The sequence below is a fragment of the Pseudomonas sp. YuFO8 genome (assembly GCF_035065025.1).
In the GTDB taxonomy this organism is placed as follows: domain Bacteria; phylum Pseudomonadota; class Gammaproteobacteria; order Pseudomonadales; family Pseudomonadaceae; genus Aquipseudomonas; species Aquipseudomonas putida_AE.
In genome coordinates, this window is the sequence record NZ_JAXDEQ010000072.1 from 1 (window position 1) to 12845 (window position 12845).

11 protein-coding genes and 1 pseudogene are annotated in these 12845 nt (G+C 60.1%); 9 read left to right on the plus strand and 3 right to left on the minus strand.

The window, feature by feature from the left end; translation table 11 throughout:
* The 5 genes from SOP95_RS30795 to SOP95_RS30815 form a co-directional block, all read left to right on the plus strand.
* The coding region (locus SOP95_RS30795) for an MFS transporter (RefSeq protein WP_323609429.1) at nt 1–265 on the plus strand (265 nt) is incomplete at its 5' end.
* A gap of 176 nt (nt 266–441) precedes the next feature.
* Nucleotides 442–1725, plus strand: a complete 1284-nt coding sequence (salA, locus tag SOP95_RS30800; RefSeq protein WP_323609430.1) for a salicylate 1-monooxygenase — start codon at nt 442–444, stop codon at nt 1723–1725.
* Between the two features lie 80 nt (nt 1726–1805).
* A complete protein-coding gene (gene catA, locus SOP95_RS30805; protein ID WP_323609431.1) occupies nt 1806–2744 on the plus strand; it encodes a catechol 1,2-dioxygenase in 939 nt (312 codons plus the stop codon).
* Nucleotides 2745–2794: 50 nt separating this feature from the next.
* Nucleotides 2795–3940, plus strand: coding sequence for an NAD(P)-dependent alcohol dehydrogenase (locus tag SOP95_RS30810; RefSeq protein ID WP_323609432.1), 1146 nt, complete (start codon nt 2795–2797; stop codon nt 3938–3940).
* A gap of 26 nt (nt 3941–3966) precedes the next feature.
* Nucleotides 3967–5418, plus strand: a complete 1452-nt coding sequence (locus SOP95_RS30815) for an aldehyde dehydrogenase (protein WP_323609433.1) — start codon at nt 3967–3969, stop codon at nt 5416–5418.
* A 54-nt stretch (nt 5419–5472) separates the two neighbouring features.
* On the opposite strand, the gene SOP95_RS30820 is transcribed toward SOP95_RS30815, so the two are convergent.
* From SOP95_RS30820 to SOP95_RS30830, 3 genes are all read right to left on the minus strand, one after another.
* A complete protein-coding gene (locus tag SOP95_RS30820; protein WP_323609434.1) occupies nt 5473–6747 on the minus strand; it encodes an MFS transporter in 1275 nt (424 codons plus the stop codon).
* 63 nt (nt 6748–6810) lie between these two features.
* The gene (locus tag SOP95_RS30825; protein WP_323609435.1) at nt 6811–7965 is read right to left on the minus strand and encodes an acyl-CoA dehydrogenase family protein; all 1155 of its coding nucleotides are present in this window, start codon (nt 7963–7965) and stop codon (nt 6811–6813) included.
* A gap of 58 nt (nt 7966–8023) precedes the next feature.
* A complete protein-coding gene (locus SOP95_RS30830) occupies nt 8024–8890 on the minus strand; it encodes an IclR family transcriptional regulator (RefSeq protein WP_323609436.1) in 867 nt (288 codons plus the stop codon).
* Nucleotides 8891–9126: 236 nt separating this feature from the next.
* Here SOP95_RS30830 and SOP95_RS30835 point away from each other — a divergent pair, with 236 nt between their 5' ends.
* From SOP95_RS30835 to SOP95_RS30850, 4 genes and pseudogenes are all read left to right on the plus strand, one after another.
* Nucleotides 9127–9912, plus strand: coding sequence for an enoyl-CoA hydratase (locus SOP95_RS30835; protein ID WP_323609437.1), 786 nt, complete (start codon nt 9127–9129; stop codon nt 9910–9912).
* A 3-nt stretch (nt 9913–9915) separates the two neighbouring features.
* Nucleotides 9916–11454 carry a 3-hydroxyacyl-CoA dehydrogenase gene (locus SOP95_RS30840; protein ID WP_323609438.1) on the plus strand — a complete coding sequence of 513 codons (1539 nt, stop codon included), beginning with the start codon at nt 9916–9918 and terminating at the stop codon, nt 11452–11454.
* A gap of 1 nt (nt 11455) precedes the next feature.
* Nucleotides 11456–12694 (plus strand): CaiB/BaiF CoA transferase family protein, encoded by a 1239-nt coding sequence (locus SOP95_RS30845; protein WP_323609439.1) that lies wholly within the window; start codon nt 11456–11458, stop codon nt 12692–12694.
* 60 nt (nt 12695–12754) lie between these two features.
* Nucleotides 12755–12845, plus strand: a pseudogene (locus tag SOP95_RS30850) (electron transfer flavoprotein subunit beta/FixA family protein); the annotation flags it as partial.

The window sequence follows — 12845 nt, forward strand, 5'->3', positions numbered from 1 at the left end:
CCTGGCCAACGCCTGCACGGTGCAGTATTACCCCGCACACATACGTTCTACGGGGCTGGGTTGGGCGATGGGCATCGGGCGCACCGGCGCCATCATCGGTCCCTTGCTGGGCGGCGCGCTGCACGCCTCGACACTGCCGTTGCAGGCGAGTTTTCTCATCTTCGCTGTACCGGGGCTGATAGGGGCGATCGCTATTTTGGTGTTTCTCATACAGAGCGCTTCCAGCCGTCAGGCCGCTTCATCCCGGAAAACCGTGTCGCAATAACGATGACTGAAACAGGCGAACTCCAGAAGGGGCTCGTTTGGCCAATGATTGCTCGTGTACAAAAGTAATATTCATACCCGTGATGAAATGTATGGCATTTGCGGTATTTATCAATAGCGCTCGGATAGCGATGATCTGGCTACACCAATAACAATCAGCCTCATGGGTAACTTGCTATGCGTACTTCTCAATCCAAACTGCAAATCGGCATTGTTGGCGGCGGTATTGCCGGCGTGGCCCTGGCCCTGGACCTGTGCCGTCATTCCCACCTGAGCGTGCAGCTGTTCGAAGCCGCGCCTGCCTTTGGCGAGGTCGGCGCAGGAGTCTCCTTCGGTGCCAATGCCGTTCGTGCCATCGCGGGACTGGGTATTGCCGAACCCTACCGCAAGATTGCCGACCAGACCCAGGACCCCTGGCAGGACATCTGGTTCGAATGGCGTCGGGGTGAAGATGCCGGTTATCTGGGCGCCAGCCTGGCCGAAGGGGTAGGGCAGTCGTCGGTACACCGTGCCGACTTCCTCGACGCCCTGGCCAGCCAGTTGCCCGAAGGGATCGCCCGGTTCGGCAAACGCGCCGTCAGCGTGGAGCAGGATGGCGACCAGGCCCGTGTACTGTTCACCGACGGCACTGAGCATCGCTGCGACCTGTTGATCGCCGCGGACGGCATCAAGTCTTCCATTCGTGATCATGTGCTCAACGGTCTTGGCCAACCGCTGGTGGCGCCGCGTTTCAGCGGTACCTGCGCCTACCGTGGGATGATCGACAGCGAACAGCTGCGTGCGGCGTACCGGGCGCGCGGTGTCGATGAGCACTTGATCGATGTCCCGCAGATGTACCTGGGACTGGATGCCCATATCCTCACATTCCCGGTCAAACAAGGCCGCCTAATCAACGTCGTGGCCTTCATTTCCGATCGCAGCCGCCCTGACCCGACCTGGCCAAGCGATGCCCCGTGGGTGCGCAATGCCAGCCAGGAAGAAATGCTCTCTGCCTTCAGTCATTGGGGAGACGCTGCCCGGGTGCTGCTCGAATGCATTCCGGCACCGACCCTTTGGGCGCTGCATGAACTCGATGAGTTGCCTTGCTACGTGCATGGCCGCGTAGGGCTGATCGGCGATGCCGCGCACGCCATGTTGCCGCACCAGGGCGCTGGCGCTGGCCAGGGCCTGGAAGACGCCTGGCTGCTGGCGAGGCTGCTGGCCGATCCGCAGGTTCTGGGCAGCCAGCCACAAGCGGTGCTCGCGACTTACGACGCCATCCGTCGTCCCCGTGCCTGCCGCGTGCAGCGCACCTCCTGGGAAGCCGGGGAGCTGTATGAAATGCGTGACCCAGCGGTAGCCGATGACGAACAACTGCTGGGCAAGACCCTCGCCGAGCGGTTCGACTGGCTGTGGAACCACGACATGCAGGCCGACCTTCAAGAGGCTCGTGACCAGTTGGGTTGGCGCGCCCTCGCCTAATCATTTAAACCGAGAAGCACGGAGAGTGCCTCCAGAGGCTCTCTTCGTTCGGAAATACCAATAAGATCAGGTGAATCAAGATGACAGTTAAAATCTCTCAACTGCCGCAATTGCAGCAATTCTTCCGCGAAGCCTCGGGACTGGACAACAGCGAAGGCGATCCACGCCGCAAGCAAATCGTCTTACGTTTGCTGCAGGAAGTCGCCCGAGTGATCGAGGATTTGCAGATCAGCGACGATGAGTTTTGGGGGGCGGTGGACTATGTCAACCGCCTGGGTGCCAAAAACGAAGCCGGTTTGCTGGTCGCTGGACTTGGCATCGAACACTTCCTTGATCTGCTGGCGGATGCCAAGGATGCCGAGGCAGGCCGGACCGGCGGCACACCGCGGACGATTGAAGGTCCGTTGTACGTAGCAGGCGCCCCACTGTGTGAGTACCAAACCCGAATGGATGATGGGAGCGAGGACGGCACAGCAACGGTGATGTTCCTGGAGGGCCGCGTAACCGATTTGAACGGTCAGCCGATCGCCGGAGCCACCGTGGACTTGTGGCAAGCCAACACCCAGGGCAACTACTCATACTTCGACAAGAGCCAGTCCGATTTCAACTTGCGTCGGCGGATTCTCACCGACGCCAATGGTTGCTACCGGGCTCGCAGCATCGTGCCTTCGGGGTACGGTTGCGATCCAGCCGGCCCGACCCAGGAATGCCTCGATCAGTTAGGCCGCCACGGGCAGCGCCCGGCGCATATCCACTTCTTCATTTCCGCCCCCGGGCATGAACACCTGACCACGCAGATCAACCTGTCCAATGACAAGTACCTGTGGGACGACTTCGCCTATGCGACACGCGATGGGCTGATCGGCGAAGTCAGTTTCGTCGATGACGAGGAACGGGCCGCATCCATGGGCGTAACAGGGCGTTTTGCCGAGATGACCTTCAATTTCAGCCTGCGTCCGGCCGCGAGCGAAGAAGGCACCCAACGCAGCCAACGCCCGCGAGCGTTGCAGTCTGCCTGACAAACCGACGTTTTTTCTCGGCTTCGACGAACCACTTCAAGGAGACCACGATGTCCCGGACCGATGCACAATCGATGAACATCCGTGCCGCAGTGCTGCGCACCTCGGGAGCCCCATTACAGATTGAGGATGTCTTGCTCGAGGCGCCTCGACCTACAGAAGTGCGCGTCCGTGTGGTCGCCACAGGCGTTTGCCACACGGACATGGTGGTGCGGGACCAGCTTTTCCCGACACCACTGCCGATCATCCTCGGCCATGAAGGCGCGGGTGTCGTGGATGCGGTCGGTTCCGCTGTCACCACGGTGCAACCAGGCGATCACGTGGTGATGACGTACATGTCATGCGGCCTTTGCCTGCCCTGCGAAACGGGGCACCCGGCACATTGTACACACATGCACCCGCTGAACTTCGGTGGCGGTCGTCTCGATGGCAGTACCTCCGCTTGCGCTTGTGGCAGCGACCACGCCATCCATGACCATTTCTTCGGCCAATCCTCGTTTTCCACTTACACGATCGCCAATGAGCGCAACGTGGTCAAAGTCGCCAAGCAGGCGCCTCTGGAGCTGTTGGGGCCTCTGGGTTGCGGCATCCAGACGGGCGCGGGGTCGGTTCTCAATGCACTCAAGGTTGAGGCCGGATCGAGCTTCGCCGCCTTTGGCGCGGGTGCGGTCGGCTTGGCGGCGGTCATGGCGGCGAAGGTCGCTGGCGCTACGACCATTATTGCAGTGGACATCACCCCGAGTCGGCTGGATCTGGCACGCGAACTGGGGGCTACCCATGTCATCAACAGCCGTGAAGAGGATCCGGTTCAACGTATCCAGGCCATCACTCAGGGCGGGGTCAACTACAGCCTTGAGTGCTCCGGTCGTTCTGAGGTTCTGCGCCAGGCGATCGACGCACTCACCACGCTTGGCACCTGTGGCATCGTCGGCGCAACCAAAGTCGGCACCGAGGTTGCCTTCAATATCAACGACGTGATGATTCCCGGCAAACGGATCATGGGCATCGTCCAGGGCGATGTCGTTGCAAATGCCTTTATTCCGAAGCTGGTTGATCTCTATCTGCAGGGCCGATTCCCCTTCGACAAGCTTTGCAAGTTTTACCCGTTCGAAGAGGTGAACCAGGCGATGGCGGATAGCGAGCGCGGTATCACCATCAAACCGATTCTGCGCATGCCAGTCTCTGCTTCGGTCTGACTATTTCGATTCCAAAGGAACCCGCAATGACCGTTCAACTCGTGATAGACAATCAAAAACTCGACGCCTCCAATGGCAAGACCTTCCAGCGTGTCGATCCGCTCAGCGCCGCGATCGTCAGCGTAGGCGCAGCCTGCAGCGTCGAGGACGCCATCCGTGCCGCCGAATCTTCCCAGCGCGCTTTTGGGACGTGGTCCAGAACCGGCCCGACCGAGCGCCGGCGCATTCTGCTGGCGGCGGCCGATGCCCTGGAAGGGAAAATGTCGCAGTTCTGCTCGGTCATGGCCGAAGAGATTGGCGCCTCGCAATTGTGGGCACAATTCAACGTGGGCGCATCGGCCAACCTGTTGCGTGAAGCCGCGGCCCTGACCACACAAATCAAAGGCGAAACCATTCCTACCGACAAGCCAGGCGCACTGTCGATGACGTTGCGTCAACCGGTGGGCGCGGTACTGAGCATCGTGCCCTGGAACGGGCCGGTCATCCTTGGCGCACGCGCCATTGCCTACCCGTTGGCGTGCGGCAACACGGTGATCTTCAAGGGTTCGGAAAGCAGCCCTCGTACCCATGCATTGCTGGCCGAAGCGTTCTACGATGCCGGCCTGCCTGCGGGTGTCCTGAATTTTCTGATCAGCGCACCCGAGGACGCCTCCGCCGTGACAGAAGCGTTGGTCGCCCATGACATCGTACGTCGAGTAAATTTCACTGGTTCGACCAAGGTCGGTCGCATGATCGCCCAGACCTGCGCCAGCCATCTCAAGCGCTGCCTTCTGGAACTGGGTGGCAAAGCCCCTTTCATCGTCCTGGAGGACGCGGACATCGACGGTGCCGTCAACGCCGCGGTTTTCGGCGCATTCCTCTACCAGGGGCAAATCTGCATGTCGACCGAGCGTTTTGTGGTCGATGAAGCGGTTGCCGACTCGTTCGTCTCCCGCTTCGCGCAGCGCGTACGCTCGCTGGAAACCGGCGTGCCATCAACGACGCCAGGCTGCGTGATTGGCCCGATGATCGGCCAGGGCTCGGTACAACGGATCAACCATCTGCTCGACGACGCCATTGGTAAGGGCGCTGACATCGTGGCAGGCGGCCTGGCGGAAAACGCCCTGATGGGGCCGACACTGGTGGATCGGGTGACCCGTGAGATGTCGATCTACGACGAAGAGACCTTTGGCCCGGTGACAACCATCGTCCGGGTCAAAGGCGCCGAGCAGGCGCTGCAGGTGGCCAACGACACCGCCTACGGTCTTTCCTCCTCGATATTCAGTCGTGATGTCACGCGGGCATTGGAATTGGCGAGCCGACTGGATGCCGGCTGCGTTCACATCAATGGCGCCACCGTGCAAAACGAACCCCAGGCCCCCTACGGTGGAATGAAAAAGAGCGGCTACGGACGCTTCGATGGCAGTGCAGTCATCGAGGAGTTTACCGAGGTCAAGTGGGTCACCGTTGAGCCCTCCAACCAGCCTTATCCGTTCTAAGTTAGAAACCGGCGCGTTACGCGCCGGTTTTTTTTGGCATTCGATTACAAATCGCTACTGCTTTTGCGGGTCGAACTGCTTGTCCCTGATAAACAGCGCCGGAATCACGCCACAGATCAAGTAGGCCGCGCCCATGACCAGAAAGCCCACGCCGATCGAGCCATGGGAGGCGAGGAACCCGATGGCGGCCGGAGCAATGGCTGCACCCAGGCGCCCGATATTGTAGGCGCCACCTACGGCAGACCCACGAAACTTGGCCTCGAAGCTTTCGGTCATGTACGTGGCGTTCACACCGTAGGGAATACCGTACAAAAAGCCGAACACCACCAGCATCCACAGTATGTTTTCCTGGCTTTGGAACAGCACGATCACCGGCAGGAACACTGCGGTCCCCAGGGCGCCAAAGGCGAACACGCTACGACGTCCGACCCGATCAGCCGCCAGGCCCGCCAGAATCTTGCCGAGGATCATGGCGGTGTAGGTGCCGACCATGTAGCCGGTCATGGATTTGAGGTTCAGGCCCAGTTCGCTTTCCAGGTAAGTCGGCATCCAGTTATTCACACCGTAATAACCGAACTGCAGGAACCCGGCAGTCAGGGCCCAGAAGATAAACATCCGACTCGCCTGCCGATCACTAAAGATCAGTTTGTACATGCTTTCGCGCTTTTCGGAGACGGGCTTGTGGATGCCCGTGATTTTTTTCCTGGCGCGCTCGGCCTGGGCGTTGATCCAGGCTTGTGGCTCCGGCACGAAACGTTGCATCACCACCGCCAGGATCACCGGGATGATCGCGATGTAGAAAAGCCAACGCCAGCCATGGCTCGGCAGTATCCAGCCCGCCAGCAGCGTCGCGACGATATACCCCACGGACCAGCCTGCCTGCAAAGTGCCGAGTACAGTTGTGCGGTAGCGGGTGGGCACATATTCGGACATCAACGTGTTGCAAGCCACGTACAGTGCGCCGATCCCCAGGGAGGCCACGAAACGGGTGATCGCAAACTGCCAATAGCTATGCGTCAGGCCCAGCACAGCGGTGCCGACGGAAAACAGAACGATACTCCAGACGACGGTTTTCACTCGGCCGAAACGATCGCAGGCCCAGCCACCGTAGATGCCACCGATGGCCATCCCGGCCAGGGTGAAACTGCCCAGGCTCCCGGCCTCAACGTTGCTCAGGCCGAACTCGGCCTTGAGGCTGCCGAGGCTGTAGGAAAGCAGCATCAGGTCGGCACCGTCGATCAGCAATCCAAGAAAACAGAAGATGAAGACCAGCACCCAGGTACCGGTTTTGGCGTGCGTAGTCACGCTCGCCTGAGCTGCAGCGTCCATGGTGTTACCTTTTTGTATTTATTGGAGGAGGGCACTTGAATCGGACATTGAAGGCCCGTGATCTCAGCCTTGAGCGTCGCGGATCATGTTGCGGGCGATGACTATCTGCTGGATCTGGGTCGTGCCTTCGTAGATGCGGAACAGGCGGACATCGCGATAGAAGCGCTCGATGGCGTATTCGCTCACGTAGCCGGCGCCACCATGAATCTGCACGCAACGATCGGCGACGCGTCCGCACATCTCAGTGGAGAACATCTTGGCGCAGGAGGCTTCAGTACTGACGTTGCGTCCTTCGTCGCGCTTACGTGCGGCATCGAGCACCATGCAGCGACTTGCATAGATCTCCGCCTTGCTGTCGGCGAGCATGGCCTGGATCAGTTGGAATTCGGCAATGGGTTGGCCGAACTGTTTGCGCTCCAAGGCGTAGTGCAGGGCATCGTCGAGCATCCGCTCGGCGGCGCCGACACTCAGTGCCGCAATGTGCAGGCGACCCTTGTCGAGGACTTTCATGGCGGTCTTGAATCCCACCCCTTCGACGCCGCCAATCAGCTGGCTGGCAGGTACCCGCGCATTCTCGAAAATCACGTCGCAGGTATGTGCACCCTTGTGACCCATCTTGTGGTCGGGTTTGCCCAGGGAAACACCCGGCGTGCCACGCTCGACAATGAACGCACTGATCCCGCCGGCGCCCTTGATCTCGGCACTGGTGCGCGCCATGACCGTGTAGATGCCGGCGTGCGGCGCGTTGGTGATGAAGCGTTTGGTGCCATTGAGGATGTAGCTGTCGCCGTCGCGCACGGCGGTGGTTTTCAGCGAGGCGGCGTCCGAGCCAGCGTCTGGTTCAGTCAGGCAGAAGGCGCTGAGCAGCTCGCCACTGGCCAGTTTTGGCAGGTAGTGATGCTTCTGCTCTTCCGTGCCGTCCAGGAGGATACCGATGGAGCCGATCCCATTGTTGGTGCCAATGTAGGAGCGAAACGCCGGTGAAGTGCGGCCCAGCTCGAAGGCGATATTCACCTCTTCTTCCATCGTGACGCCCAGGCCACCGAACTCTTCCGGCAGCGTCAGGCCAAACAGGCCCATATCCCGCATCTGTTCGACGATGTCCTGGGGGATGGCATCACTGTCAGCCACCTCGTTTTCACGGGGAATCAGCACTTCGCTGACGAACTGACGAAGGGAATCCAGCAGAATCTGCAGGGTTTCGGTATCACGGATCATGTGCGCTCCTGAGGCTCGCCAGCGAGCCGGTTTTTTAGAGCGCCGTTACTCCGATGCGTCAGCGAGCAGCGGCGCCAATGTTGTTGACCATGTTGATCAGGCGAGGCCCGATATTGTCCATGAGCTGTTCACGGGGTAGCTGAAAGCTCGGTCCACCGCAGTTGAAGGTCAGTAACCCGTACTGTGGGTGCAGCAATGGCACGGCAACGGAGTTGACGTCGCGGTGCCACTCACCGATCGACAGGCAGAAGCCGTAGTCGGCGAAATCCCTGAACGCTTTGTCCAATCCCTTGCGGATGGTTGGCCACTGTTCCGATTCGCGCTGGCGAATATGGTCGAGCAGAAACTCCCGTTCGGTCTCCGGCATTGCCGCAAGGCAGGCTCGACCCACCGAACTCTGTGCCAGCGGCAAGTAACTGCCGATCTGTCGACGCATGGTCATGTTGCCCTGACCCTGGACCACATCCAGGTACACCATCTGCAGACGATCGCGGGCGGCCATGGCGACGGCCGCCTGAGCGTGATTGGCCAACTCTTCCATCAAGGGATGCGCCACCGAGCGAATCGACAGATTCGACAACATGGCGTAACCGAAACCCAAGACACCTACGTCCAGCTGATACTTTCCCGAATGCACTTCACGCTTGAGGCAGCCCAGGCGCATCAGCGTGTTGGTAAGACGCGTCACGGTCGGTTTGGGCAGGCCGGTCATTCGCGCCAGATCCTGATTGCCGAGCACGTTGTCGCGAGGGGTGAAACACCTCATCAACTCAAGTCCGCGTGCCAACGCCGTTACGAACTGGCCACCGCTTTCGTCTTCGCTCAGCGCGCTGGCGGGATCAAGCATGCCCATCTTCAGCAAGCCTGTTTCATCCGCTCCCCTGGACTTGTTCACGGCCTGGTCATCTGCCTTGTTGCGACCCATGGTAGAACCTCACTTTCGAAAAATGCAAGAAAATAAAATACAGTTTCGCCTGGCGAAATTGTATTTGTTGCACTGAGAAAAACCAACTTGTTTCTTTCGTGCGCGCAAGGCCTTGTAAATAAGTGGTTATAAGAGATTTATTGGTTTTTCTGTTTACATAATTTTAGAAGGCTATCTATGATTGAACGTAATTACGGTATTCAGTTTCGTATAGTGAAACAACACAAGAGGTGGCTATGGACTCCCGACTCCACGCTGTAGTGGATCTGCACATTCGCGATGATGCCGTTGCTGTCGTACAGATCCAGCGGCCCGACGCCAGGAACGCTCTCAACGGTGCAGTGCGCGAACAGCTGGCAACAATCTTTCGCTCTCTGGCCGGCAATGTGCAGGTGCGCGCGATCGTCCTCACCGGTGGTGAGCAGTGCTTTGTCGCCGGCGCCGACATCCGCGAGTTCGCCGAGGCCAGCCCGATCGAAATGTATCGCCGCCACACGGAGATCCTGTGGGAGGCCATCGCTCGTTGCCCCAAGCCCGTGATCGCCGCGGTGAATGGTTTTGCACTGGGCGGAGGCTGCGAATTGGCGATGCACTGCGACATCATCGTTGCTGGGCAATCAGCACGTTTCGGTCAGCCGGAGGTCAAGCTGGGCCTCATGCCGGGCGCCGGTGGCACCCAGCGCCTGATTCGCGCCGTCGGCAAGTTCCAGGCGATGCGTATCGCCCTGACGGGGTGTCTGGTCCCGGCTCTAGAAGCGCTGGCCATGGGCATGGTCAGCGAGGTGGTGAGTGACGAGCGCACGGTGCCGCGAGCACTTGAACTGGCAGCTGAAATAGCCGCCTTGCCACCATTGGCCGTAGCGCAGATCAAGGAAGTCATGCTGCTGGGTGCCGACTTGCCCCTGGACAGCGCTCTGGCATTGGAGCGCAAGGCGTTTCAGCTGCTGTTCGATTCCAGGGATCAGAAAGAGGGTGCCAGTGCCTTCCTTGAAAAACGCCAAGCCACCTTCTCGGGAGAGTGATCCATGACACGTGAGATCAATCATATCGCGGTTGTCGGGGCGGGCATCATGGGCACCGGCATCGCCCAGATTGCAGCCCAGGCCGGTATTCAGGTCCTGCTGTTCGATAACCGCGAAGGCGCTGCCCAGTCTGCTCGGGATAACCTTGGACAGACGCTGGACAAGCTGGTGGGCAAGGGCAAGGTCCTTGCCGCAGACGCGCAGGCCACGCTCGATCGCCTGCGCGTAGCGACCACCCTGGTCGAGCTCAAGGATGTCGACCTGATCATCGAAGCGATTATCGAACGCCTTGATGCCAAGCAGGCCTTGCTCGCACAACTGGAAGCGGTCGTCGCTGACGATTGCATCCTGGCAACCAATACCTCGTCGCTGTCAGTCACCAGCATCGCGCGGGAATGTCGGCGTCCCGAACGCGTGGCCGGGTTTCATTTCTTCAACCCGGTGCCACTGATGAAAGTCGTTGAAGTCATCGATGGCCTGGCCAGTGATCCGCACGTGGGTGATCGCTTGCAGGCCTTGGCATCGCGCATGGGCCATCGTGGCATTCGGGCCAAGGATACCCCCGGTTTCATCATCAACCATGCGGGACGTGCCTACAGCACCGAAGCGCTGCAAATTCTCAAGGAGGGTGTGACTGAGCCCGCCGAAATCGACCGCATCCTGCGCGAAGGCCTGGGTTTTCGCATGGGGCCGCTGGAGCTGTTTGACCTTACGGCCCTGGATGTCTCACATCCGGTGATCGAGTCGATCTACAACCAGTTTTACCAGGAGCCTCGATATCGCCCGGCAGCGCTGACTCGGCAGATGCTTGAGGCCGGGTACGTCGGTCGCAAGGTCGGGCGTGGCTTTTACCGATACGCCAACGGCCAAATGATTGATGCGCCCCAACCGCAGCCAGTGCCGGTGGTGGAGACTCTCCCGTCGGTATGGCTGGGTACCGAGACCGAGGCCGATCGTGTCAACCTGAGCGCTTTGCTTGAGCAGTTAGGCGCAAAGGTAGAGCAGGGCGCCACGCCGTCCAGCGAAGCGCTCTGCTTGCTGGCGCCCTATGGCCTGGATGCCACCAGTGCCGTGGAACGCTTTGCCACCGACCCGACGCGCACGGTCTGCATCGACCCGCTGCTCGACAGCGCTCGCTACCGTACATTGATGCTGAACCCGGCCACTCGAGTCGACATGCGCAATGCCGCACATGCGTTGCTGGCTCGCGATGGCGTCGGCGTCAGCGTGATCAACGACAGTGTCGGCTTCGTCGCTCAGCGTGTGCTGGCCATGATCGTCAACCTGGCCGGCGATATCGTCCAACAGGGCATCGCCAGCGTCGAAGACCTGGATGAAGGTGTTCGCCGGGGGCTGGGTTATCCGCAGGGGCCGCTGGCCTGGGGCGACAGCGTTGGCAGCAAACGCTTGCTGACCATCCTGCAGCGCATGAGCGAATTGACCGGGGATCCGCGCTACCGGCCGGGCGCTTGGCTGCGCCGACGCGCGACCCTCGGACTGTCGCTGTGCCATGGCGAATGCACACAAACAAAGGTGGTGTGAAATGGGTGCTTTGACTGGATACCGCGTGCTCGACTTGAGTCGTGTACTGGCCGGGCCCTGGTGCGGCCAGACCCTGGCCGACCTGGGAGCCGAAGTCATCAAGGTTGAACGACCGGGGGCAGGTGACGACACCCGTGGCTGGGGGCCGCCATGGATGAAGGGCCAGCATGATGAGGCAACACACGAAGCCTCCTATTACCAATCGACCAACCGCGGCAAGTTATCGGTGGCGCTGAACCTGGCGAGCGCCGAAGGCCAGGAGCTGGTGCGCGCGCTGGCTACCGATTGCGATGTGCTGATTGAAAACTACAAGGCGGGATCACTGGCCAAATACGGCCTGGATTATGCCTCTTTGTCCCAGCTCAATCCGCGGCTGGTGTATTGCTCGGTAACCGGTTTCGGGCAGACCGGGCCGCGGGCGGCGGAGCCGGGTTATGACTTCATCATCCAGGGCATCGGCGGACTGATGAGCATCACCGGCGAACGTGACGACCTGCCCGGTGGCGGGCCGCAAAAAGTCGGCGTGGCGTTCTCCGACCTGATGACAGGGCTCTACTCGACGGTCGCTATTCAGGCTGCATTGCTCAGTCGCGAGAAGACCGGCGTCGGTCAGCACATCGATATGGCGCTGCTCGACGTTCAGGTCGCCACGCTGTGCAACCAGAGCCAGAACTACCTGGCATCCGGTAAATCACCAGGCCGTTACGGTAATGCCCACGCCAACATCGTGCCGTATCAGGTATTCCGCGCCAGTGATCAGGATTTCGTTGTTGCCTGCGGTAACGACTCCCAGTTCGTTGCATTGTGCGAGGCTATCGGTCTGGCGGACCTTCCTTCAGAGCCTCGCTTTGCGCGCAATGCCGACAGAGTGACGAATCGGGAGGCGCTCATCGAGATGCTTGCGCAGCATTTTCTCGGCGCCACCGCCGATGAATGGGTGCGACGAATTCACCCGCAAGGCGTACCGATAGGTGTGATCAACAGTATTGCCCAGGCGCTGGATGAGCCGCAGGTGAAGGCGCGCAATATGCTGGTGAATATCCCCCATCCGCTAAAGGCGGATTTCGTTACGGTAGGCAGCCCCATCAAGTTATCCGGCACGCCGGTGGAGTATCTGCGCCCGGCACCGATGCTGGGTGAGCATACCGATGAAGTCCTCAAGCGTCAGTTGGGACTGGACGATGAGCGCCTGGCCGAGTTGAAGGCGCGCGGTGTCATCGAGCAACTGGGCGAACGCTGATATGTATGACCTCGCACGCCACCTGAGCTGCCGGGGCAATTTTTACCATTGGAGCCTGTTATGAAAGTCCTCGTAGCCATCAAGCGCGTGGTCGACTACAACGTGAAAGTTCGCGTCAAGGCGGACAATTCCGGCGTCGATCTTGCCAACG